Annotated in this window: 20 protein-coding genes; 11 read left to right on the top strand and 9 right to left on the bottom strand. The window is 68.4% G+C overall.

The window, feature by feature from the left end; genetic code table 11:
• Positions 1-5 precede the first annotated feature (5 nt).
• Entirely contained in the window at positions 6-470 is a 465-nt protein-coding gene (locus IE266_RS11840; RefSeq protein ID WP_189680297.1) for a MarR family winged helix-turn-helix transcriptional regulator, read from the top strand.
• A gap of 103 nt (positions 471-573) precedes the next feature.
• Positions 574-2181, top strand: a complete 1608-nt coding sequence (locus tag IE266_RS11835; protein ID WP_229864069.1) for an ABC transporter permease — start codon at positions 574-576, stop codon at positions 2179-2181.
• A gap of 4 nt (positions 2182-2185) precedes the next feature.
• On the opposite strand, the gene IE266_RS11830 is transcribed toward IE266_RS11835, so the two are convergent.
• Complete coding sequence (locus IE266_RS11830) at positions 2186-3361, bottom strand: dipeptidase (protein WP_189680296.1); 1176 nt, start codon at positions 3359-3361, stop codon at positions 2186-2188.
• A gap of 119 nt (positions 3362-3480) precedes the next feature.
• Between IE266_RS11830 and IE266_RS11825 the strand changes: the two genes are divergently transcribed.
• Entirely contained in the window at positions 3481-4446 is a 966-nt protein-coding gene (locus IE266_RS11825; RefSeq protein WP_373310566.1) for a Gfo/Idh/MocA family protein, read from the top strand.
• Here the strand turns inward: IE266_RS11825 and IE266_RS11820 are convergent.
• The gene (locus IE266_RS11820; protein ID WP_189680295.1) at positions 4443-4922 is read right to left on the bottom strand and encodes a GNAT family N-acetyltransferase; all 480 of its coding nucleotides are present in this window, start codon (positions 4920-4922) and stop codon (positions 4443-4445) included. The two genes, IE266_RS11825 and IE266_RS11820, sit on opposite strands and share 4 nt — an antisense overlap.
• A gap of 696 nt (positions 4923-5618) precedes the next feature.
• Between IE266_RS11820 and IE266_RS11815 the strand changes: the two genes are divergently transcribed.
• Positions 5619-6182 (top strand): hypothetical protein, encoded by a 564-nt coding sequence (locus IE266_RS11815; RefSeq protein ID WP_189680294.1) that lies wholly within the window; start codon positions 5619-5621, stop codon positions 6180-6182.
• Positions 6183-6391: 209 nt separating this feature from the next.
• Here IE266_RS11815 and IE266_RS11810 read toward each other — a convergent pair whose 3' ends face one another.
• The 6 genes from IE266_RS11810 to IE266_RS11785 all read right to left on the bottom strand — a co-directional run bounded on the left by IE266_RS11810 (position 6392) and on the right by IE266_RS11785 (position 13448).
• Positions 6392-8209: a M3 family oligoendopeptidase gene (locus tag IE266_RS11810; protein WP_189680293.1), complete on the bottom strand. Its 1818-nt coding sequence runs from the start codon at positions 8207-8209 to the stop codon at positions 6392-6394.
• 73 nt (positions 8210-8282) lie between these two features.
• A complete protein-coding gene (locus IE266_RS11805; RefSeq protein ID WP_189680292.1) occupies positions 8283-9491 on the bottom strand; it encodes a caspase family protein in 1209 nt (402 codons plus the stop codon).
• 67 nt (positions 9492-9558) lie between these two features.
• Positions 9559-11151 (bottom strand): ATP-dependent DNA ligase, encoded by a 1593-nt coding sequence (locus IE266_RS11800; protein ID WP_189680291.1) that lies wholly within the window; start codon positions 11149-11151, stop codon positions 9559-9561.
• Positions 11148-12155 carry a ligase-associated DNA damage response exonuclease gene (locus IE266_RS11795; protein WP_189680290.1) on the bottom strand — a complete coding sequence of 336 codons (1008 nt, stop codon included), beginning with the start codon at positions 12153-12155 and terminating at the stop codon, positions 11148-11150. The genes IE266_RS11800 and IE266_RS11795 overlap by 4 nt, the downstream gene beginning before the upstream one ends.
• A 40-nt stretch (positions 12156-12195) precedes the next feature.
• Positions 12196-13158: an alpha/beta fold hydrolase gene (locus tag IE266_RS11790; RefSeq protein WP_189680289.1), complete on the bottom strand. Its 963-nt coding sequence runs from the start codon at positions 13156-13158 to the stop codon at positions 12196-12198.
• Positions 13158-13448 (bottom strand): SCP2 sterol-binding domain-containing protein, encoded by a 291-nt coding sequence (locus IE266_RS11785; protein WP_189680288.1) that lies wholly within the window; start codon positions 13446-13448, stop codon positions 13158-13160. The genes IE266_RS11790 and IE266_RS11785 overlap by 1 nt, the downstream gene beginning before the upstream one ends.
• Positions 13449-13623: 175 nt before the next feature.
• Here IE266_RS11785 and IE266_RS11780 point away from each other — a divergent pair, with 175 nt between their 5' ends.
• The 6 genes from IE266_RS11780 (at position 13624) to IE266_RS11755 (ending at position 20512) form a co-directional block, all read left to right on the top strand.
• The gene (locus IE266_RS11780; RefSeq protein ID WP_229864050.1) at positions 13624-14169 is read left to right on the top strand and encodes a tetratricopeptide repeat protein; all 546 of its coding nucleotides are present in this window, start codon (positions 13624-13626) and stop codon (positions 14167-14169) included.
• A 31-nt stretch (positions 14170-14200) separates the two neighbouring features.
• Positions 14201-17179, top strand: coding sequence for a helicase-related protein (locus IE266_RS11775; protein ID WP_189680286.1), 2979 nt, complete (start codon positions 14201-14203; stop codon positions 17177-17179).
• Between the two features lie 4 nt (positions 17180-17183).
• Positions 17184-17555: an RNA-binding S4 domain-containing protein gene (locus IE266_RS11770; protein WP_189680285.1), complete on the top strand. Its 372-nt coding sequence runs from the start codon at positions 17184-17186 to the stop codon at positions 17553-17555.
• Between the two features lie 152 nt (positions 17556-17707).
• Entirely contained in the window at positions 17708-18046 is a 339-nt protein-coding gene (fdxA, locus tag IE266_RS11765; RefSeq protein ID WP_189680284.1) for a ferredoxin FdxA, read from the top strand.
• A 296-nt stretch (positions 18047-18342) separates the two neighbouring features.
• Complete coding sequence (locus IE266_RS11760; protein WP_189680283.1) at positions 18343-18852, top strand: CarD family transcriptional regulator; 510 nt, start codon at positions 18343-18345, stop codon at positions 18850-18852.
• A 67-nt stretch (positions 18853-18919) separates the two neighbouring features.
• Positions 18920-20512 (top strand): MFS transporter, encoded by a 1593-nt coding sequence (locus tag IE266_RS11755; RefSeq protein WP_189680403.1) that lies wholly within the window; start codon positions 18920-18922, stop codon positions 20510-20512.
• Here IE266_RS11755 and cobS read toward each other — a convergent pair.
• A complete protein-coding gene (cobS, locus tag IE266_RS11750; RefSeq protein ID WP_189680282.1) occupies positions 20509-21270 on the bottom strand; it encodes an adenosylcobinamide-GDP ribazoletransferase in 762 nt (253 codons plus the stop codon). The genes IE266_RS11755 and cobS overlap by 4 nt on opposite strands.
• Before the next feature lie 81 nt (positions 21271-21351).
• Between cobS and cobT the strand changes: the two genes are divergently transcribed.
• Positions 21352-22362, top strand: a complete 1011-nt coding sequence (gene cobT / locus IE266_RS11745) for a nicotinate-nucleotide--dimethylbenzimidazole phosphoribosyltransferase (protein ID WP_189680281.1) — start codon at positions 21352-21354, stop codon at positions 22360-22362.
• Positions 22363-22419: the final 57 nt, after the last annotated feature.

The following is a 22419-nucleotide window of genomic DNA, read 5'->3' as shown; positions in this document are numbered from 1 at the left end:
GATCCATGAGAGAAGACCTGCCGATCGACGTCACCCACGAGGTTCGCGACAGCTGCCTGTGCCTGCACCTGCAACGTGCCGCACGGGCGGTTGGCCGCCGGTTCGACGAGGCGCTGCGCCCGGTGGGCCTCAGCCACGGGCAGTTCTCGCTGCTGATCTCGTTGAACCGCCCCGAGGCGCCGCGCCTGGGCGACGTGGCGCGGCTGCTCGGCATGGACCGCACCACGTTGACCGCCAACCTCAAGCCGCTGGAGCGGCGCGGGCTGCTGACCGTCAGCCCCGACCCCTCCGACCGCCGCGGGCGGCGACTGGCGCTGACGCCGGACGGGGAGGATTTGCTGGTGCAGGCGGTGCCGGTCTGGCGGCAGACGCTGGCGCAGCTGCCGCCGGTCGACTTGCTCGGCGGGCTGGCGCAGCTGGTCGGCATGGCGCCAGAAACCGCTGGAACTCCGGACGGCAAGGCGGGATAAGACCCTGCCCCCTGACCTTCGGTCCCGGAGATCCTTTCGCGTGAACCAGAGCGCCGCATCGCACCATCCCCGCGCCACCCGCCGTTCCGGAGGGGGCAGCCGCCTGCTTGCCCTTGCCGCCTGGGCCGTTGCGCTGGCCTGCCTGCTGCCGATGCTCGCGGTGGCGCTGGCGGCGCTGACCGGGGGCACCGGCACGGTGGCGCAGCTGATGGAGACGGTGCTGCCGCGTTATGCCGGCACCACGCTGGCGCTGGTCTCGATGGTGGCTTGCGGCACCTTCGCGCTGGGCGTCGGCTCGGCCTGGCTGGTGACGATGACCCGCTTTCCCGGCGTGCGCCTGTTCGAGATCGCGCTGGTGCTGCCGCTGGCCTTCCCGGCCTATGTGCTGGCCTATGCCTATACCTATATCCTCGACCATCCCGGCATCGTGCAGGCGACCCTGCGCCAGATCACCGGCTGGGGTCCGCGCGACTACTGGTTCCCCGAGATACGTTCGCTGCCCGGCGCGGCGGCGATGCTGATCCTGGTGCTTTATCCCTATGTCTACCTGCTGGCCCGCGCCGCCTTCCTGCAGCAGAGTTCGGCCGCTTTCCTCGCCGCCCGCACGCTCGGCCATTCGGCCTGGAGCGCCTTCTGGCGGGTCAGCCTGCCGATGGCGCGGCCGGCGATTGCCGGTGGCGTGCTGCTGACGGTGATGGAGACCATCGCCGACTATGGCACCGTCGACCATTTCAGCGTGCAAACCTTCGCCACCGGGATCTACACCAGCTGGTTCACCCTGGCCGACCGTTCGGCGGCGGCGCAGCTGGCGCTCTGCCTGCTGGTCTTTGCGCTGCTGCTCGCCGTGGCCGAGCGGATGCAGCGCGGCAAGGCGCAGTATCACCACACCGGCAAGGCCCATGTCCGGATGCCGCCCGAGCCGCTGGAGGGCTGGCGCGCTGGGCTGGCCGTGGCGCTCTGCGCGGTGCCGGTGACGCTGGGCTTCGCGCTGCCGGTGGCGGTGCTCTTCGCGATGGGGATCGGTTCGGAACAGGACCTGTTCAGCCGCCGCTACATCGCCTTCACCTCGAACTCGCTGACGCTGGCGGGCACGGCGGCCGCGGTGACGCTGGTGGCGGCAATCGCTGTCGGCTTCTACCAGCGCAGTCGGCCGACCCGCGCCGGCGCCTTCGCCGGCCATGTCGCGCGCCTCGGCTACGCGGTGCCGGGCGGCGTGATCGCAGTGGGCCTGCTGGTGCCTTTCGCCGCCTTCGACAATGCGCTCGACGCATGGATGAGGTCGACCTTCGAGATATCGACCGGCCTGCTTGTCACCGGCTCGATCTGGCTGCTGGTCGCCGCCTACATGGTGCGCTTCCTGGCCGCCGCGCTGGGCGCCTACGAGGGTGGGCAGGCGACGGTCCACGCCAATATGGATGCCGCCGCGCGCTCGCTGGGGCAGGGGCCGCTGGGCACGCTGACGCGGGTGCACCTGCCGATCCTGACGCCGAGCCTGCTGACCGCGCTGCTGATCGTCTTCGTCGACGTGATGAAGGAGCTGCCGGCCACGCTTATCATGCGGCCCTTCAACTTCGACACGCTTGCCGTTCAGGCCCACCGCCTTGCCGCCGACGAGCGGCTCGACGGGGCGGCGGTGCCCTCGCTGGTGATCGTCGCCGTGGGCCTGCTGCCGGTGATCCTGATCTGCCGGCAGGTCGGCCGTCGCCGCTGAGCGGCTACTTCAGCCGCGCCTGCAGCACGCGGAGCATGTTCTCGCCCATCACCTTGCGCACCTGCGCCTCGCTCAGTCCCTGGTCGAGCAGCGCGCTGGTGAGCGCGGGCAGTTCCGAGGTGTCGAAGGCCGTCTCGACCGAACCGTCGAAATCCGAGCCGAGCGAGACATGGTCCTCGCCCACCACCGCGATCGCCGCCTTGACCATCTTGGCGATATTGCCGGGCGTGAAATCGCCGCAGGTCACCTCGTCCCAATAGCCGATGCCGATCACCCCGCCTGTGGCGGCAATGGCCTGCATCAGATCGTCGGGGAAGTTCCGCTTGTTGGCGCAGAAGCTGTGTATCCCGGTGTGGCTTACCACGATGGGCATCTTCGTCATCGCCAGCACGTCGCGCGCCACCTGCGGGCTGGAATGGGCGACGTCGAGGATCATCCCGCGCTTTTCCACCTGCGCCACCACGGTCCGCCCGAATTCGGTCAAGCCCTGGTCGCCGATCCCGTGCAGCGAGCCGCCGAGTTCGTTGTCGAAGAAGTGCTGCAGCGCCACCAGCCGGTAGCCCGCCGCCTCGATCAGGTCGAGGTTGTCGAGCTTGCCCTCGAGCGGATGGGCTCCCTCGATCCCGAGGATCCCGGCCACCGTCGTTGCGCCCTTGGCCCGCGTCTCCAGCACCGCGTCCAGATCGGCCCGCGTGGTGACGATCTTCAGCGCCTCGGGGGCTTCGGCCTCGAAGCGATGCAGCTTCTCGGCCTGGTAGAGCGCCCGTTCAAGCAGGCTGTTCCAGGTCCGCACTGGCCAGAGCTGGCCGACCGCCAGCAGGGTGATGTTGTCCGTCGTTTCGGCCGAATTGCTGTCGTAATTCTGCCCCGCCGGGCTCTTGGTGACGGCGGTGAAGACCTGGACGGCGACGTTGCCCTCCTGCAGGCGCGGCAGGTCGACCTGGCCGTATGACCCTCGCTTGGTGAGGTCGCGGTTCCACAGCAGGCTGTCGGCGTGCCAGTCGCCGATCACCAGGGTCTGGTGCAGCGCGCTGGCGGCCTCGGAGACGGGGTAGGGTTCATGCACGACGACGTTGTTACGGCTGCGTTCGACGTAGCCCGGCGCGAAGACAAAGAAGGCCCCCGCCGCGATGATCGCCAGCAGCAGGAGACGGCCAAGCCATTTTCCGAAAGTTCGCATATCTGTCCCTCAAATCAATGCTCGCCGGCACGCTATTGCCCGGGCCGAAAAACGCAATGGCGGGGTGCCCGAAATTGCGACAGAATATGCGATGGGGGCGTATCGGGCGGAGACTGGACATGATTGTCAGATGGGGAATCCTCGGTGCGGCCAATTTCGCGCGCCAGCACATGGGGCCGGCGATCCACGCGGCCAAGGGCGCAGACCTCGTCGCCCTGGCAACAGGCAGCGCCGACAAGGCCGAGGGCTTCCGCGCCTTCTGTCCCGGCCTGAGGGTGCATCCCACCTATGACGCCCTGCTGACCGACCGCGAGATCGACGCGGTCTATGTCCCGCTGCCCAACCACATGCATGTCGACTGGACGCTGAAGGCGCTGGACGCGGGCAAGCACGTGCTTTGCGAGAAGCCGATGACGATGCAGGCGGCCGAGTTCCACACGCTGATGGCCCGGCGCGACCAGACCGGGCTGCTGGCGGCCGAGGCCTTCATGATCGTGCATCACCCGCAGTGGCAATGGGTGAAGGAACAGGTCGCCGGGGGGGGTATCGGCAACCTCGTGCATGTCTCGGGGCGGTTCAGTTACGACAACCGCGACCCCGGCAATATCCGCAACCGGTCCGACACCGGCGGCGGGGCGCTGCGCGACATCGGGGTCTATGTCTTCGGCTCGACCCGGTTCGTCACCGGAGAGGAGCCGGTCGAGGTTGCCAGCCGGATCCGCTGGGAGAGCGGGGTCGACACCTTCTCCGAGATCACCGCCAGCTTCCCCGGCTTCACCTATTCCGCCTATGTCTCGACCCGCCTGCACCCGGCGCAGGAGATGGTGTTCCATGGCGAGGCCGGGCTGATCCGGCTGGCCACGCCCTTCAACGCCAATGTCTTCGGCATGGCGCAGGCCGAGCTGCACCGGCCGGGGCTGGAGGTGATGGTGAAACGCTGGCCGGGCGAGAACCACTACGTGCGGCAGGTCGAGGCTTTCGGGCATTCGATCCGCACGGGCGAGGCCTATCCCTGTCCGCTGGAATTCTCCTATGGGACGCAGGAGATGATCGACCGGGCCTTCGACGAGGCGGTGACGCTCTAGCCTTTCAGGACCATCCGCATCACCAGCTGGGGGCCGGCGGTGCCGCCCTCGTAGATCTCGCCGGTATCGGTGAAGCCGGCCGAGCGATAGGCGCGCACCGCGACCGGGTTGGCCATGTTGACGGTGAGGGCGATGCTGGCGATCTCGGGGTATTGCTGCTGGAGGTAGCCGTCGAGCGCGCGGATCGCGGCGGTGGCGATGCCCTGGCCCTGGTGGTCGCGGTCGATCATGAAGGCCTTCAATCCCGGCTCGCCGGGGCGGGCGAACCAGTGATGCTCGGCGTAGTCGTGGTCGACCTTGAAGAATCCGACCGGGTGGCCGTCGAGGCAGATGGCGTGGAAATCGGTGCGGGGCGCGTCGGTTTCGAAGGCGCTCTCGATGGTGCCGGAAAAGCGGACCTGGTCGGGGTGGACGTGGATATGGGCGACGCGGTCCCGCTCGGAGGGGGCGATCGGGGTGAGGGTCAGGCGGGGCATCGGCGCGGCCTTTCGGGGTGGAAATCGGTCCGGATCAGAGTGTCCTAGCTAGGACGGGGGGTCAACATGTTGAAAAGTAATGGTTTTCATTGGGAGTGGTTTTTGTCCTCGGTTTGTCCTGGGGTTGGCTTGGGCGTCTGGTGGGCGAAAGGAGCCCATTGGGAAGGTTAGGAGCAATGGGTCGGGGTGAGCAATGGTCTGCTTTTGAGGCTGGGGTGACCGTCCGGGTATGGCGGTGGTGTGAGGTCACGTTGGACGCGCGGAGACGGGGCCGGGCACCCGTCCTGTGCGTGCCGTATCCCGTTCAAGATCGATGAGCCATCCAGTGATCATTTCGCGTAGATGTGCTAAACCCGGACCCTTGCTTGAAGCGGTGTTTTTCGTCGATCTTATAACTTGTCAATTGACAATTTAATGAGGCGCAATATCTAGGGTGCCAAGGAAGACGCACACGTCAAAGGAAATCGAGGCTGTCATCCAGGAGCTCGAAGGGCTGGGATGGGAGCTTGTCGAAGGCAGAGGGCATGCGTGGGGGATCCTTCGTTGCCCGGCAAATGACAAGTAATGCCGCTGTGGTGAATTTTGCCAGATGTCTGTCTGGTCGACCCCCAAGAACCCGCAGCAATTTGCCAAGAGGCTCCGGCAAAAGGCTCTGGCCTGCGTGAAGCTTCGGAAGAATGACGAAGGATAGGCCCGATGGCTGAGGAATTCGAATTCGAACTGGTATTCGCGCTCCCCGAAGGGGAGCATGATCCATTTGCGCTGTCCGACGCCGTTTTCGAGGCGGGATTTGAAGATGCCCTCGTGGGTACCGGACATGCCGGTCTGCTGGGTGTCGAGCTGGAGGTCGAAGGGGAGGAGGCCGAGAGCGCGATCCTTGATACGGCGCGAGCGCTGATCAGGGCGCTGCCGCCGGGCACCGTCCTGCGCGAGGTGCGTCCTGATCTGGTGAGCCTCGCGGATGTGGCCGAGAAGCTGGAGGTAAAGCGGCAGGCGCTCCAGCAGCGCAAGATGCCTCTGCCTGTTGCAGGCGGGCTTTATCGCATTGACGAGATGATCGAGGTGCTGACCGAGGCCTCGCGTCCGGCGAAGGGCCAGCGCCGTCCGCGCTTCAATCTGGCTGCGGCTGAGAAGTGGTTGCGCGCGGGCCCTGCGGCCCGCAGGGTGAACGCTCAGTTGACAATGCGCGAGATCGACCCGGCGACGATCGAGCGGGCGCCTCGCCGGGAGTGGGCAGAGCCAGCTTCCCTTCACCCATGAGACAGGCGGGCTACTCTCTCCGCCGAGGTTGCGCGGCCATCCGTTCAGGGTTGCAGGCCGGTCACGTTCAACTCTGAATCAAACGGGCAAGCCCATTATTCAGAAGGCTTCGCTTTCCGAAACCTTCGCCAGTTCCGCTCACGCCCCGGCGTGGCGATGAATCCGCGCGGGACAGGCGAACCCGCCTGTCCCCGATGCCGACCGGGGGTTTACCCCTCCATCGCCTCCAGCTCGTCGATGAAGCCCTCGATCATGCTGAGGCCCTTGTCCCAGAACTTCGGGTCCGTCGCATCCAGGCCAAAGGGCGCCAGCAGCTCCTTGTGGTGCTTGGAGCCGCCCGCCTTCAACATGTCGAAATACTTGTCCTGGAAGCCCGGCGCGCCCTCGGCGTAGACCGAGTAGAGCGCGTTCACCAGGCCGTCGCCGAAGGCATAGGCGTAGACGTAGAAGGGCGAGTGGACGAAGTGGGGGATATAGGCCCAGAAGCTTTCGTAGCCCTCCATGAAGTCGAAGGCCGGCCCAAGGCTTTCGGCCTGCACCGACATCCAGAGCGCGCCGATGTCCTCGGGGGTCAGTTCGCCCTCGCGGCGGGCGGCGTGGAGCTTGCACTCGAAGTCGTAGAAGGCGATCTGGCGCACGACCGTGTTGATCATGTCCTCGACCTTGCCGGCGAGCAGGACCTTCTTCTGGGCCGGGGTCTCGGCCTTGTCGAGCATGGCGCGGAAGGTCAGCATCTCGCCGAAGACGGAGGCGGTTTCGGCCAGCGTGAGGGGCGTGGAAGAGAGCATTTCGCCCTGGCCGGCGGCCAGCACCTGATGGACGCCATGGCCGAGTTCATGGGCCAGCGTCATCACGTCGCGCGGTTTGCCGAGGTAGTTCAGCATCACGTAGGGGTGCACCTCGGTGACGGTCGGGTGGGCGAAGGCGCCGGGCGCCTTGCCGGGTTTCACGCCGGCGTCGATCCAGCCCTTGCGGAAGAAGGGCTGGGCGATCTCGGCCATGCGCGGGTCGAAGCCGGCATAGGCCTCCATCACGGTCTTCTCGGCCTCGTCCCAGGGCACGGTGCGCTTGTCCTGCATCGGCAGGGGGGCGTTGCGGTCCCAGACCTGCATCCGGTCGAGGCCGAGCCACTTGCGCTTCAGCTCGTAATAGCGGTGCGACAGGCGCGGGTAGGCGGCGACGACGGCGCTGCGCAGCGCCTCGACCACCTCGGGTTCAACGTCGTTGGAGAGGTGGCGGGCGGTCTGCGCGGTCGGCATCTTGCGCCAGCGGTCGACGACCTCCTTCTCCTTGGCCTGGGTGTTGTGGACGCGGGCGAAGGTCTTGATGTTCTTCCCGAAAACCTCGGCCAGCTCGTGCGCCGCGGCCTCGCGTTTCGCGCGGTCGGGGTCGGTGAGCAGGTTCAGCGTGCCCTCGATGTTCAGCTCTTCGCCGTCGACGGTGAAGGTGAGGCCGGCGATGGTTTCATCGAAGAGCCGTTCCCAGGCGTCGCCCACCACGCCGAGGTCGTGCAGGAACTTCTCCAGCTCGTCCGAGAGTTGGTAGGGCTTCATCGCGCGGATGCGGTCGAAGACCGGCTTGTAGCGGGCGAGGTCGGCGTTGGCGGCGAAGAGCTTGGCCAGGTGGTCGTCTTCCAGGCGGTTCAGTTCCAGCGTGAAGAAGACCAGCGGGGTGGTGAAGTTGGTGATCTTCTCCTGCGTGTCGCCCATGAACTTGGCGCGGCTGGCGTCGATGGTCATCTGGTAATAGCGCAGGCCGGCGAAGGACATGATGCGCCCGGCGATGGTCGAGATGCGCTCGTTGCGCTGCACGCAGGCGAGCATCCCGGCGGCGTCGAGCGTGGCGAGCTTGCCCTCGTAGTCGGCGGCGAAATCGGTGCAAGCCTTTTCCAGCCAGTCCATGTCGCGCTTGAGCTCGGGAGCGTCCTCGGAGGTGTAGAGGTCGCTCAGGTCCCATTCGGGGAGCGGGCCGAGGTCCTTGCCTCCGGCGGGGTTGGCGTCGCGGACGGGGAAGGGGAGCTGGAACATCGGATACCTCTTTGTCATGCATTGCCAGAACACTTAGGCGCGCGGCGCGGCAGAGACAATGGAGCAGGCTGGCTCACTTGCAGCCGAGGCCCTGTTCCAGCGCCGCAAGCCGCTCGACCTCGGCGCGTTCGGCGGGGCTGAGCGGCACCTGGGCCACGGTCAGGCCGGGGATGCAGTTGGCGGGCGGAAAGGCGGCGCGGCCGCGCGGGCTCTGGAAGCAATAGCCGTGGCGGGCGAAATAGGCGTTGCGCTGGTACCAGAGGTCTTCGCACTGGTTGGTTGCGGGGCGCGCGGCGGCGGGGGCGGTGGGGCGGATCCAGTTGGAATGCGCCCAGCCGCGCAGGCCGGTCTCGGTTTCGACCAGGAGCCAGGGGCCATCCTGGCCCAGCAGGTTGAGCCGGGTGCCCTCGGTCATGCGGGCGAGGCGGCGGGCGGCGGAGGTGGTGCCGTCGCGCAGGGCGAGGAAGCCGTCGCCATTGGGGTCGAGCCCGGCGACCTGGTGCGAGAATTGCGGGGCGGGGGCGGGTTGCATGGCCGGGGCTGTGGTCGCGGCGCCGAGGTACAGCTCTTCGATCAGCGAGGAGTTCTCCCAGGGGATCTGCGTGTCGCGGGTGACCTGGCGCACCTCGGCGCGGACGTTGCGCATGATCGCGTGGATGTCGGCGCCCGGCGTTGCCATGTGCCGGAGCAGCGCGGCGGTGAAGGGGCTGTTGCGCCCGGCGCCGTCGGAGGCGACGTTGTTGGGATCGGTCGAGAAGGCGATGAAGCTGCCGATGCCGGCCTCCATCCGCCCGAGGCCGCTGCGCACCGCGCCCGAGCGGCTGGCCGAGCGGTTGACGAAGGGGTTGTCGCGGCAGGCGTCGAGGATGATGACGCGGGTGTTCGAGCGTTCGCCGATGGTGCTGAGGATGCTCTGCATCCGGATCGCGCTGGCCTTGAGCTCGTCCTCGGTTCCGAAACCGGCATCGACCGGCATCAGGAAGTTGTCGCTGCCGATCTGCGCGGCGTGGCCGGCGTAGTAGAACAGCGCGACGTCGTCGCGGTCGAGCTCGTCGGCGAAGTCCTGGACCGCGCGCATCGCCTCGGCGCGGGGCAGGTCGATGCCCTCGTGCACGACAAAGCCCATCTGGCGTAGCTTGGCGGCGACGTCGCGGGCGTCGTTGGTGGCGTTGTCCAGCGGGTTGCTCGGGTATGCGCCATTGCCCAGCACCAGCGCCCGCTTCTCGGCGAGGCCGGGCAGGGCGGTGGCAATCAGCAAAAGGCAGGCGAGCAGGAATTTCATGGCGGGCCATGGGGTAAATGCGGTTGCCCGAAGTTCTACATCGCGTGCGCCGGGGCGCAACCGCCTGTCAGCCATAAGCGGCGAGCATGGCCTTGAGGTCGGCCAGGGTGTTGGCCTCCTGCACCGGCTTGTCCTTCCTCCAGCGCGCCATGCGGGGAAAGCGCAGGGCGACGCCGGACTTGTGGCGGGGGCTGGCCTGGATGCCCTCGAAGGCGATCTCGAAGACATGTTCGGGCACCACCTGCCGCACCGGGCCGAAGCGTTGTTGCGTGTTGCGGCCGACCCAGGCGGTGATCTGGCGGAATTCGTCGTCGGAGAGGCCGGAATAGGCCTTGGTGAAGGGCACCAGCGCGTTGCCGTCCCAGACCGCGAAGGTGAAATCGGTATAGAGGTTGGCGCGGCGCCCGCTGCCGGCCTGGGCATAGATCATCACCGCGTCGATGGTGAAGGGGTCGAGCTTCCATTTCCACCAGTCGCCGCGCTTGCGCCCGGCGTGATAAGGGCTGTCGGCGCGCTTGAGCATGAGGCCCTCGGCGCGCCGGTCGCGGGCGGTGGCGCGCTGGGCGGCAAGGCCCTCCCAGCTGTCGAAGGCCAGCGGCGGCGAGGGCAGGATCGGGGCGTCGCCGGGCAGGGGGGCAAGCAGGGTATCAAGCTGCGCGCGCCGCTCTGCGAAGGGGACGGCGCGCAGGTCTTCGCCCTGCCACTCCAGCAGATCGTAGGCGATCATCAGCGCCGGGGCCTGCGCCAGCACCGATTTCGGCACCTGCTTGCGCCCGATCCGCTTTTGCAGGGCGGCGAAGGGCAAGGGCGCGGTGCCGTCCCAGGCCAGCACCTCGCCGTCGATCACGGTGCCCTCGGGAAGGAAGTCCGCCGCGCGGGCGAATTCGGGGAAGGCGTCGGAAATCAGCTCCTCGCCGCGCGACCAGAGGTGCCAGGCGCCGCCGCGCAGGATCAGCTGGCCGCGGATGCCGTCCCATTTCCACTCGGCGCGCCAGTCGGCGGGGTCGCCCAGACTGTCGGGGCCCGCCTCCAGCGCATGGGCGAGGCAGAAGGGGTAGGGGCGCGAGGCGTCGGCAACCGGGTCTTCGGCCTCGATCAGGGAATGCCAGGTCACGGTGTCGGGTGTCCAGTCGCCCATCAGGCGGTGGGTCAGCCCGGCCTCGTCGCGGCCGGTGGCCTCGGCCAGGGCGCGGGTCATCAGCTTGCGGCTGACGCCGACGCGGAAGCTGCCGGTGATGAGCTTGTTGAAGAGAAAGCGGCGGGCCATGTCCATCTGCGCCCAGGCCGCAAGCACGGTGGCCTTGCGCTCTTCCTCGGGGGCCTTGGCGGCGTCGCGCAGCACGTCGATCCAATGGGCCAGCGTTTCGTCCTCGTCGCCCTCGGGCGGCGGCAGGATCAGGGCGATGGTCTCGGCCAGGTCGCCGACGACGGGGTGCGCTTCCTCGACCAGCCAGAGCGGCAGGCTGGCGCGTTCGGCGGCCCATTCGCGCAGGCGGGTGGCGGTGACGGCGCGGCGGGGGCGGCGGCCGGAGAAGAGCGCGACCGTCCACAGCCGGTCGGGTTCGGGCGCCTCGCGGAAGTAGGCGGCAAGGGCCGCGACCTTGCGCGAGGTGCGGGTGGTGGCGTCGATCTCGGCGTAGAGGCGGGCGAAACGCTTCATGCGGCGTCGTCCTCGGCGGCTTCGCCACGGAACTCGGTTTTCACGATGCCGGCGTTGAGGCCGCGCTCGGTGAGCCAGCGGCTGAAGATCTCGGTATAGCCATGGGTGACAAAGACGTTTTCCGCCCCCGTGGCGGCGATGGCGGCGTTCAGCCCGTCCCAGTCGGCATGGTCCGAGACGACGAAGCCGCGGTCGACCGAGCGGCGCCGGCGGATGCCGCGCAGCTGCATCCAGCCGCTGGCAAAGCCGGTCGAAACCGCGCCGAAACGGCGGACCCATGTGCTGCCGAGCGCCGAGGGCGGGGCGAGCACCAGCGCGCCGGGGTGGTCCGTGGCCCTGGTCTCGGGCGTGACCTGGACGGTTTCGGGCAGGCGCAGCCCCTGGGCGCGCAGCACGGCGTTGGTGTTCTCGACCGCGCCATGGGTCAGGATCGGGCCGATGGCGGGGTCGAGCATGGCGAGCAGCCGCTGCGCCTTGCCGAAGGAATAGGCGCCGAGCAGGGGCGTCACCCCGGCCTGCGCGCAGTCGCGCCACCATTGGTTCAGCTCGGCGGCCACCTCGGCCTGCGGGCGCCAGCGGAAGACCGGCAGGCCGAAGGTGCTTTCGGTGATGAAGCTGTGGCAGCGGACCGGCTCGAAGGGCTCGCAGAGGCCATCGGGCTCGGTCTTGTAGTCGCCCGAGGCCACGCAGACCTCGCCGCCGACCTCGACCCGGATCTGCGCCGAGCCGGGGACATGGCCGGCGGGGTGGAAGGAGACGGTGGCATCGCCGATGCGGCGCCTCTCGCCATAGGCGATGGTGTCCAGCTCGATCGCCCCGAGGCGGTGGCGGATCACCGGGGCGGCGGCTGCGGTGGCGAGATAGCGGGCGTGGCCCGCGCGGGCGTGGTCGGAATGGCCATGGGTGATGAGCGCGCGGTCGACCCGGCCCCAGGGGTCGATGTGGAAATCGCCTGCCGGGCAGTAGATGCCGTTGGGCGTGAAGGTGAGGACGGGCGCGCGCATGTCGGACAGACTAGCGCGGGCGGTGTCCCGGTCCAGTGGCTCAGGCGCTGCGGGCAGCGGGCGGGGTGTCGCCCGAGAACAGGGTGCCGAGGCGGGAGAAGAGGATATCGCGCGTTTCGGGCGCCTCGATCAGCACTTCGTGTTCGGCGCCGGGGAGCACCACCAGCTCGCCGCCGGGCCAGCGCTGCATCCGGGCGCGCACGGCGGCGGTGTCGATGATGCGCTCGTTGCCGCCCAGGAAGGTGACGCAGGGCAGGCGGGGCGAGGGTTGCCGGGCAAGCCAGGCGCATTCGTTCATCGCCTCGCGCAGCCAGATCAGGCTGGGGCCCCCCAGCGCCAGGCCGGGTTCGGCGGCGAGCTGGTCGCGCATCATGGTGTAATTGTCGGCGTCGGTCGTCAGCATGTTGCCGGGGAAGCCGTTCGACAGCACGTAGGGGTCGTAGGTTGTCGAGGGCGGCAGGCGGGTGCCCATACCAACGAGGTTCGCCACGCGCGGCAGCGCCCAGCCGAGCGGCTTGAGCAGGGCCGACATGTAGATGCCCCACATCGGGCCGGTGAAGGCGGCGGTCTCGACCGGCAGGCCCTCGATCAGGGCGCGCAGCCCGATGGCGCCGCCCATGGAATGGCCGATCAGGTGCCAGGGCCTGGGCAGGTTCTGCGCCTCGGCCAGGGCGAGGGCGGCGGCGACGTCCTGCTGGTAGTCGGGGAAATGCGCGACATGGCCGACGCGGGGATCGGGCAGCAGCCGGTCGGCAAGGCCCTGGCCGCGCCAGTCGACCACCAGGGTGGAATAGCCGAGCCGGCAAAGCGCGGCGGCGGTGCGGCCGTATTTCTCGATGTATTCGGTGCGTCCGGGGAACAGCAGGACGCTGCCGCGCGCCCCCTCGCAGGGCCAGATGGCGACGCGGATGCGCGTGCCGTCGGCCGTGCCGCACCACCATGCCTCGCCGCCGGACGGGCCGCCGGCGATGGCGGTGTGCAGGGGCGCGCGGGCCTCGTTCATCAGGCCAGGACCGAGGCCAGCTTCATCGCCAGGCCCATGTCGCCGTCGACCGAGAGCTTGCCGGTCATGAAGGCGCCGGTGGGGTTCATGTCGCCCTCGAAGATGGCGCGGAAGGTGTCGGCATCGGCGCTCAGCGTCACGTCGGCCTCTTCGTCGCCCACGCGGGCGCCGTCGGAGTCGAGCATGATGGCGCCCACATCGGTCACGACGAATTTCGCGTTACCGTCGAAACCGCCGCCCGCCATCTTGGCGTTCAGCTCTTCGGCGGCCTGGGCAAGAAAATCGCTCATAGTTGGTCATCCTCATGGAGTTGTGACGCGCTGTCTCTGGCTTTCGCCGCGCGTCGCGTTACACTTGATTGTTATGAGCTTTCGTCATCCCAGACTCAAACCTATCGTTGCGGCATTCTGGCTGATAGTCGGGTATTCCATACCCGCCGGTGCACAGGTTCTGGGCCCCGACGCCATGCCCCCCGAGGAACTGCCGCAATTCGCGCCGGATGCAGCCGAACTGGAGGCGGCGCCCGAGGCGGATCTGACCGACGAGGCCGAACTGCTCGACCAGCTGGCCCATGCCGATGCCGCCTCGGCCAAACGCTATGAAAAACAGCTGCAACGGCTGTGGAACCGCAGCGGATCGCCCTCGGCCGACCTGCTGCTCAAGCGCGGGCGCGAGGCGCTGGAGGTGAAGGACGTCAAGACGGCGATCGAGCATCTGACCGCGCTCACAGACCATGCGCCGGATTTCGCCGAGGGCTGGCACGCGCGGGCGAGCGCCTATTTCGCTGCCGACCTGCTGGGTCCGGCGATTGCCGACCTGGAGCATACGCTGGCGCTGAATCCGAACAACTACGGCGCGATCTTCGGGCTGGGCGTGATCCTAGAGGGGTTCGGCGACAAGAAACGCGCCTACGAGGCCTATCTGCGCGCGCAGTCTATACATCCGCACCACGAAGACATATCTGCAGCGGTGGAGCGGCTGAGGTCGCAGATCGAAGGCAAGGCCCTCTAGGCGCCGACGCCGCAGTAAGAGGGCGCCGATTGTGACCGGCTCGTCGCAGGTAGTGGCCGTTCTGGGCCCGACCAACACTGGCAAGACGCATTATGCCATCGAGCGGATGCTGGGCCACCGTACCGGCGTGATCGGCCTGCCGTTGAGATTGCTTGCGCGCGAGGTCTATGACCGCATCGTCAGCCTGCGCGGCCCTTCGGTGGTGGCGCTGGTTACCGGCGAGGAGCGGATCGTTCCTCCGCGCACGCAATACTGGGTCTGCACCGTCGAGGCGATGCCCGAGGGCATGGGCTGCGAATTCCTCGCCGTGGACGAGATCCAGCTCTGTGCCGATCCCGAACGCGGCCATGTCTTCACCGACCGCCTGCTGCGCGCCCGCGGGCTGCGCGAGACGCTGTTCCTCGGTTCGGACACCATGCGCGGGCCGATCCAGTCGCTGGTGCCGGGCGTGCGCTTCATCCGGCGCGAACGGATGTCGGAGCTGGTCTACTCGGGCCAGAAGAAGTTGTCGCGGATGCCGCCGCGCTCGGCCATCGTCGGCTTTTCGGTCGAGAACGTCTATGCCATCGCCGAACTGATCCGCCGCCAGAAGGGCGGCGCGGCGGTGGTGATGGGCGCGCTGTCGCCGCGCACGCGGAATGCGCAGGTGGCGCTCTACCAGAACCACGACGTCGACTACCTTGTCGCCACCGATGCCATCGGCATGGGGCTGAACCTCGACATCGACCATGTCGCCTTCTCGTCACTGACCAAGTTCGACGGGCGGCGGATGCGCCCCCTGCAACCGAACGAGCTGGCGCAGATCGCCGGCCGCGCCGGGCGGGGCATGTCGAACGGCACCTTCGGCGTCACCGGCGAGGCCAGCCCGCTGGACGAGGGCGTTGCCAATGCCATCATGGAGCACCGCTTTGCCCCGCTGAAGCGGCTGAACTGGCGCAACTCCGACCTGCGCTTCGGCTCGATCGAGGCGCTGATCGCCTCGCTGGAGGTGATGCCGACCGGCGAGGTCCTGAACCGGGCGCGCGAGGCGGACGACCTGCTGGCGCTCAAGGCGCTCTCGGCTGTGCGCGACGTGGCCGAGCGGGCGACCGACGGCCCCTCGGTGCGGCTGCTCTGGGATGTCTGCCGGATTCCCGACTTTCGCGGCATCAGCTCGGGCGAACATGCCTCGCTGCTGGAGGCGATCTTCGGCCACCTTGTCGAGGGCGGGCAGGTGCCCGACGACTGGCTGGCACGACAGATTCGCAGGATCGACAGAACCGATGGCGACATCGATGCGTTAAGCAAGCGGCTGGCGTTTATCCGCACATGGACCTATGTGGCCCAGCGGAAGGGGTGGACGGCGGACGAAACCCATTGGCGCGAGGAAACCCGCGCGGTAGAAGACAGGGTGTCGGACGCCCTTCATGACCGTCTGACGCAGCGATTTGTGGACCGCCGAACATCGGTTTTGATGCGGCGGCTCAACCAGAAGGAGGCCCTTTTGGCCGAAGTGAACGATAAAGGTGAAGTGACCGTCGAGGGCGAATTTGTCGGACGGCTCGAGGGATTCCGCTTCAGCCCGGACCGCGGCAGCGCCGGCGCCGAGGAAAAGGCGATCCGCGCGGCCTCGCTGCAAGCTCTTGCGCCGCAATTCCATCTGCGCGCCGACCGCTTCTACAATGCGCCCGATACCGAGATCGACTTCACCGAGCAGGGTGGCCTGATGTGGGGCGAACATGCGGTGGGCAAGCTGGTCTCCGGGTCGGAGCCGCTGAAGCCGCAGGTCGCGGTCTTCGTCGACGATGTCGCCGGGCCGGACGTGGCGCAGAAGGTGCAGCGCCGCCTGCAGCATTTCATCGACCGCAAGGTCGCCGCGCTGTTCGAGCCGCTGCTGGCGCTCCAGCGTGACGAGACCCTGACCGGGCTGGCGCGCGGTTTCGCCTTCCGCATGGTCGAGGGCTTCGGCATCCTGAACCGTTCGGACATCGCGCAGGAGGTCAAGGATCTTGACCAGGACGCGCGCGGCGCGCTGCGCAAGCACGGGCTGCGGTTCGGTCAGTTCACCATCTTCATGCCGCTGCTGCTGAAGCCGGCGCCGACCCGGCTGCGGCTGGTGCTCTGGTCGCTGGCGCAGGGGCTGGCCGAGTTCCCCTCGCCGCCGCCTCCGGGGCTGGTGACGATTCCGGCGATGAAGGGAATGCCCAAGGGCTTCCACACCATGAGCGGCTATCGCGAAGCGGGCGACCGGGCGATCCGGATCGACATGCTCGAGCGGCTGGCCGACATGCTGCGTGGGGACAACACGCGGGCAGGGTTCGAGGCCAAGCCCGAGATGCTGTCGATCACCGGCATGACGCTGGAACAGTTCGCGGACCTGATGCGCGGCCTCGGCTATCGCGCCGAGCGCGGCGAGCGGACCAAGGTCAAGCCGGTGGATGCGGTTGTGGCCGGTGGCGAGACGCAGGTTGAGGCGGATACGCCGGTGATGGACGTGGCCGAGGCGGCAGCCGAGGGCGCCGTGACCGAGGCGGCGGAGACCCCGGCGCCTGCGGATGTGCCCGAGGGCACCGAGGCCATCGTGGCCGAGGGCGAGGCGCCGGTGGCGGCCGAGCCGGCGGAGGAGACTGTCGTTGCCGACGGGATCCCCGAAGTCGCGGCGGACGAGGTTGCCGTCGGCACCGCCGCCGATGCGGCGATTGACACGCCCGAGACCGAGGTCTTCTACACCTTCTTCTGGGGCCGCGAGCGCAGCCATGCGCCGCGCGGTCAGGGGCAGGGCCAGGGCCAGGAACGCCAGGGTGGCCGTCCGCGTCGTCGTGACGGCGAGGCCGGCGAGGGCCGGGGCGAGCAGGGCAAGGGCCGGGGCAAGCCGAAGGGCGGCAAGCCGCAGCACGGCAAGGGCAAGGGGCCGCGCCCCGAGCGCGAGGGGGGCAAGACCTTTGCCGCTCGTCCGCCGCGGGAAGAGAAGAAGATCGACCCCGACAACCCCTTCGCCGCGGCGCTTGCCGGGTTCAAGGTGAACAAGTAGGGCCATGGCCGACCCCGCGGCCAAGCTCCGCATCGACAAGTGGCTCTGGTTCGCGCGTTTTTTCAAGACGCGCACGCTGGCGGCCAAGCAGGTTGGTGCCGGGCATGTGCGGCTGAACGGAGAGCGCATCGCCAAGCCGGCCGAGACGGTGGTGGCGGGCGATGTGCTGACCTTCGCGCAGGGCAGCCGCATCCGGGTGATCCGGGTGCTGGCCACTGGCGAGCGACGCGGGCCGGCGCCCGAGGCGCAGGCGCTCTACGAGGATCTGACCCCGGCTGATTCTGCAGAAGAGACGGCGGAACGCGCCGGGGCGCGGCCGACCAAGCGCGACCGGCGGGCAATCGACGCGCTGAAGCCCGACCTCTCGGACGATTGAGAAGAACAGCGGTCTGCGCTTTGCGGCGCAGGCGGAACGTCCGCCCGCCCGGCAGGCAGGGGACGCGACTGAACGTCCTTGTCGTCGGCTTGTGCTTGAATGCCCCGAGCCGCTGGACTAGCTAGGCAGGGAAACGCGCACGGAAACGGCCCATGACCTATATCGTCAACGACAACTGCATCGCCTGCAAATACACCGACTGCGTCGAGGTGTGCCCGGTAGACTGTTTCTACGAGGGCGAGAACATGCTGGTGATCCACCCGGACGAATGCATCGACTGCGGCGTCTGCGAACCGGAGTGCCCGGCCGACGCGATCCGCCCCGATACCGAACCGGGAACCGAGAAGTGGGTCGAGTTCAACCGCAAGTATTCCGAGCTCTGGCCGGTGATCGTGACCCGCAAGGACCCGCTGCCCGAGGCCGACGAGCGCGATGGTGAGCCCGGCAAGCTGGAGAAGTATTTCTCGGAGGCGCCCGGCGAGGGCGGCTGAGCCTCGAAAGGCCGCCCCTGGGGGCGGCTGACCGATTCGGCAGGTACTTTTAGCGGGTTTGTGCCTATCAAGCCCCCATATTTTCAGGTTTATCTCAAGGTTTACCCTACGTCCGCTTTTTTTTGGCGTATTTTTGTGCTATATGTAACAAATCAACGATGGAAACACCCGGAACACCCCGGTGGGCACTCAAACTGGGGCGATTAGCTTGCGCATATGATCAACGGTGGACGGGGCGGGGAACCCCGTGCTCGGCTTGTTGTTGCGTAAGACCGGGAAGCTAGGGATGAACCTGAATGACCAAGTCGAAGAAGCTCGAATTCCGTCCGAATGACTATGTCGTGTATCCTGCGCATGGTGTCGGACAGATCGTGTCGATCGAGGAACAGGAAGTTGCCGGCATCACGCTGGAGCTGTTCGTCATCTCCTTCGAGAAAGACAAGATGACCCTCCGTGTGCCGACCCACAAGGCCACCGAGATCGGCATGCGCTCGCTCTCGACCCCGGATGTCATCACCAAGGCCATGTCGACCCTGAAGGGCAAGGCGAAGGTCAAGCGCGCGATGTGGTCGCGCCGCGCCCAGGAATACGAACAGAAGATCAACTCGGGCGACCTGATCTCGATCGCCGAAGTCGTGCGCGACCTGCACCGCACCGACGACCAGCGCGAGCAGTCCTATTCCGAGCGTCAGCTCTACGAAGCCGCGCTGGAACGCCTGACCCGTGAAGTCGCGGCCGTTGTCGGCGGCGACGAGCTGCTGGCGGCCAAGCAGGTGGACGACGTCCTGACCTCGCGCGCCGCCTGAGCGGTTGCGCCCGCATGATCTGCGATAGGGAAAGCCGCACCTTCGGGTGCGGTTTTTTCGTGCCGGCATGAGCGAGGCGGTGCAGCGCTCGTGGTTCCAGCGCGTCTTCGTCGACCTCGCGCTGCAGATGCGCTGGTCGTTCCTGCCGCCGCTGATGGTCTATTTCTCGGCCGGGGTCTCGGGGCTGACGGCGATTGTCGGGGCCTTCTTCGTCAAGGATCACCTCGGCCTCTCGGCGGCCTTCCTGGCGGGCCTTGCCTTCTGGGCCGGGCTGCCCTGGGCGCTGAAGATGCCGCTGGGCCACCTGGTCGACCTGATGTGGCGGTGGAAGGCGGCGCTGGTCTTTGTCGGGGCCGGGCTGATCGCGGCGAGCCTGACCATCATGTATTACCTGATCGCCGAGCGCGAGATGATGGCCGCGATCATGCCGGTCGGGTCGTGGTACGTGATCTCGGTGCTGCTCTCGCCCGCCGGCTACGTGATCCAGGACGCGGTGGCGGATGCCATGTCGGTCGAGGCGGTGCCGGTGACGGATGAGGCGGGCCAGCCGCTGGCCGAGGCGCAGTCCAAGGCGCTGCACACGACGATGCAGACGCTGGGCCGCTTCGCGCTGATCGGCGGCACGGTGGGCGTGGCGCTGCTGAACATCGTGATGTTTTCGGGCACCGAGGCGCTGTCGGTGGCCGAGAAGGCGCCGATCTATGCGCGCATCTACCTGATGGCGCTGGCGATCCCGGTGCTCTCGGTCTCGGGCGTGGTGCTGGCGGCGGTGCAGAAGCGCCTGTCGGGGGGCGATCCGCGGTTTGACCGGCCGGAGGAGGCGCCGGAGGTCAACTGGTGGTATTTCATCGGCGGCGGGGCCTTCGTGGCGCTGTCGCTGGCGGTGGGGCTGACCGGGCTGCCTTTCGGGCAAGAGCTGGTCTTTGTCGGCTCGATGGCCGTGGTCGTCTTCCTGATGGTGCAGCTGTCGCGCGCGCTGGAGCCGAAACAGGCCAGGATGCTGTTCGGCACCGCCGTCATCATCTTCGTCTTCCGCGCCACGCCGCTGGCCGGGCCGGGCTATACCTGGTTCGCCATCGACGAACTGGGCTTCGACGAACAGTTCCTCTCGGTGCTCTCGCTCATCACCTCGGTGCTGACGCTGGCGGGGATCATCGTGCTGCGGCCGCTGATGGCGTCGAGCTCGATCACCCGGATCGTGGTGCTGCTGAGCCTGGCGGGGGCGGTGCTGTCGCTTCCGAACATCGGGCTCTACTACCGCGTGCAGGACTGGACCGCGCCGCTGACCGGCGGGATCGTCGATGCGCGGTTCATCGCGATCATGGACACGGCGGTGGAAAGCCCGCTGGGGCAGGTGGCGATGATCCCGATGCTGGCCTGGATCGCGCGCAATGCGCCGGCGCAGCTGAAAGCGACCTTCTTCGCGGTGATGGCCTCCTTCACCAACCTGGCGCTCTCGGCGTCGAGCCTGCTGACGCGCTGGCTGAACGAGGTCTTCCTGGTGACGCGCGAGGTGCGCGACGCCAGCGGACAGGTCACGGTGCCGGCGGATTACGGCGAGTTGGGGGTGCTGCTGATCACCGTTGCCTTGGTGGGCGTGCTGGCGCCGCTGCTGGCGATCCTGGTGGTGCAGGCCTCGCCGCTGCGCACCACCGATTAGAGCGCGAGCAGGGTGAGCAGCACGGCGATCTCGCCCAGTTGCTGCGATGCGCCGAGGACGTCGCCGGTCTGCCCGCCGATCTTGGCGCGGGCGAGGGCGGCGAAGGCGGTGAGCAGCAGTGCGGTGGTGAGCAAGGCGGCAAGGGCCGCGGGGCCGGTGAGCGCGTAGGCGAGGCCCAGCCCCAGCGCCAGGGCGGCGGCCGACACCGTCCAGCCCGGCACGCCGACGCCGCGCGAGAGGCCGCCGGCGCGGGCCGGGGGCAGGGCGGTCATCAGCGCCGGCAGGGTGGCGCGCGAGAGGCAGGCGGCGGCGATCAGCGCGGCGGGGTCTTGCGGCAGCAGCAGGCTCAGCGCCGACCAGCGCAGGCCGAGCGAGAGGATCAGCGCCAGCACGCCATAGCTGCCGATGGCGCTGTCCTTCATGATCTCGAGCCGGCGCGCGCGGTCGAACCCGCCCCAGAAGCCGTCGGCCACATCGGCCAGCCCGTCCTCGTGCATGGCGCCGCTGAGCATCACCTGCGCCGCCAGCGCCAGCCCGGCGGCGATGCCCGCCGGCAGGCCGAGACGCAGCGCGGCGAGCCCCGCCAGCGCGGCCAGGGCGCCAACCGCCAGCCCGGCCAGCGGGAAGGCCCAGGCGGCGCGGGCCTGTTGCGCGAAGGCACTCTCGGGCAGGCGCGGCAGCGGCAGGCGGGTCAGCAGGGCGAGCGCCACCAGCGGGTCCAGCGCGATCCGGCGGGCGGGGCTGTCGGTTTCGGACACTGAGGCGGCCTTTCCGGGGTTCAAGGCGTCGGGCGCATTGGTTAAACACCGCTCACACCAACGATGCAACGAGGCTCATCCATGCTGCCCGACTTCTCCGATCTCGCGGGCTTCCGCAAGCTGCTTGCCGATCTGCCAGGCGCAGATGCCGCCGCCACCGAGGGCGCGCAGGCGCGCAACGGGCAGCTTACCAAGCCGCCGGGGGCGCTGGGGCGGCTCGAGGAGCTTGCGATCTGGTATGCCGGCTGGCGCGGCAACCCGCGCCCCGAGATCGCGGCGCCGCAGGTCATCGTCTTCGCCGGCAACCACGGGGTGGCGCGCCTGGGCGTCTCGGCCTTCCCGCCGGCGGTCACCGCGCAGATGGTGGCGAACTTCTGCGCCGGGGGCGCGGCGATCAACCAGCTGGCCAGGCTCGCCGGGGCGCGGATCGACATCCATGCGCTGGACCTCGACCGCCCGACCGCCGATTTCACCCGCGAACCGGCGATGAGCGAGGCCGAGTGTGCCGCCGCGCTGAAGACGGGTTGGGAGGCGGTCGATCCGCAGGCCGACCTGCTGGTGGTGGGCGAGATGGGGATCGCCAATACCACCGCCGCCTCGGCGCTGGCCAATGCGCTCTTCGGCGGCGCGGCCGAGGACTGGACCGGGCGTGGCACCGGGGTCGAGGGTGACGCCCTGACGGCGAAGACCCGCGTGGTTGCCGACGGGGTCAAGCGGCACTTCGGCGGGGACGGGATCGAGCTGCTGGCCCGGCTCGGCGGGCGCGAGATCGCCGCCATGGCCGGAGCCATCGCCGCGGCGCGGATGCTGCGGATCCCGGTGATCCTCGACGGGTTCATCTGCTGCGCCGCCGCCGCCTGCCTGCGGGCGGTGAACCCGGCGATGCTCGACCATGCGGTCGCCGGTCACCAGAGCGCCGAGAGCGGCCATGCGGCGCTGCTGGAGCGCATCGGCAAGGCGCCGCTGCTGGCGCTGGGGCTGCGGCTGGGCGAGGGCACCGGCGCGGCGCTGGCGATCCAGGTGCTGAAGGGGGCGGTGGCCTGCCATTCCGGCATGGCGACCTTTGCCGAGGCCGGCGTCTCGGCGGGCTGACCTTCCGGCTGCGCGCGCGTCGAGGGCGCATGGGGGCGCTGCCCCCGCCGCCTTCGG

The sequence above is a fragment of the Seohaeicola zhoushanensis genome (assembly GCF_014656415.1).
Lineage (GTDB): Bacteria > Pseudomonadota > Alphaproteobacteria > Rhodobacterales > Rhodobacteraceae > Seohaeicola_A > Seohaeicola_A zhoushanensis.
The sequence above is the reverse complement of the archived record's forward strand: the minus strand, read 5'-3'. Positions and strand labels throughout refer to the sequence as shown.

Bases quoted from the DNA above. Each gene is read 5' to 3' on its own strand.
- IE266_RS11840 (WP_189680297.1), top strand. From the start codon at position 6: ATGAGAGAAGACCTGCCGATCGACGTCACCCACGAGGTTCGCGACAGC.
- IE266_RS11830 (WP_189680296.1), bottom strand. From the start codon at position 3,361: ATGCGAACTTTCGGAAAATGGCTTGGCCGTCTCCTGCTGCTGGCGATC.
- IE266_RS11825 (WP_373310566.1), top strand. From the start codon at position 3,481: ATGATTGTCAGATGGGGAATCCTCGGTGCGGCCAATTTCGCGCGCCAG.
- IE266_RS11820 (WP_189680295.1), bottom strand. From the start codon at position 4,922: ATGCCCCGCCTGACCCTCACCCCGATCGCCCCCTCCGAGCGGGACCGC.
- IE266_RS11815 (WP_189680294.1), top strand. From the start codon at position 5,619: ATGGCTGAGGAATTCGAATTCGAACTGGTATTCGCGCTCCCCGAAGGG.
- IE266_RS11810 (WP_189680293.1), bottom strand. From the start codon at position 8,209: ATGTTCCAGCTCCCCTTCCCCGTCCGCGACGCCAACCCCGCCGGAGGC.
- IE266_RS11805 (WP_189680292.1), bottom strand. From the start codon at position 9,491: ATGAAATTCCTGCTCGCCTGCCTTTTGCTGATTGCCACCGCCCTGCCC.
- IE266_RS11800 (WP_189680291.1), bottom strand. From the start codon at position 11,151: ATGAAGCGTTTCGCCCGCCTCTACGCCGAGATCGACGCCACCACCCGC.
- IE266_RS11795 (WP_189680290.1), bottom strand. From the start codon at position 12,155: ATGCGCGCGCCCGTCCTCACCTTCACGCCCAACGGCATCTACTGCCCG.
- IE266_RS11790 (WP_189680289.1), bottom strand. From the start codon at position 13,158: ATGAACGAGGCCCGCGCGCCCCTGCACACCGCCATCGCCGGCGGCCCG.
- IE266_RS11785 (WP_189680288.1), bottom strand. From the start codon at position 13,448: ATGAGCGATTTTCTTGCCCAGGCCGCCGAAGAGCTGAACGCCAAGATG.
- IE266_RS11780 (WP_229864050.1), top strand. From the start codon at position 13,624: ATGCCCCCCGAGGAACTGCCGCAATTCGCGCCGGATGCAGCCGAACTG.
- IE266_RS11770 (WP_189680285.1), top strand. From the start codon at position 17,184: ATGGCCGACCCCGCGGCCAAGCTCCGCATCGACAAGTGGCTCTGGTTC.
- fdxA (WP_189680284.1), top strand. From the start codon at position 17,708: ATGACCTATATCGTCAACGACAACTGCATCGCCTGCAAATACACCGAC.
- IE266_RS11760 (WP_189680283.1), top strand. From the start codon at position 18,343: ATGACCAAGTCGAAGAAGCTCGAATTCCGTCCGAATGACTATGTCGTG.
- IE266_RS11755 (WP_189680403.1), top strand. From the start codon at position 18,920: ATGAGCGAGGCGGTGCAGCGCTCGTGGTTCCAGCGCGTCTTCGTCGAC.
- cobT (WP_189680281.1), top strand. From the start codon at position 21,352: ATGCTGCCCGACTTCTCCGATCTCGCGGGCTTCCGCAAGCTGCTTGCC.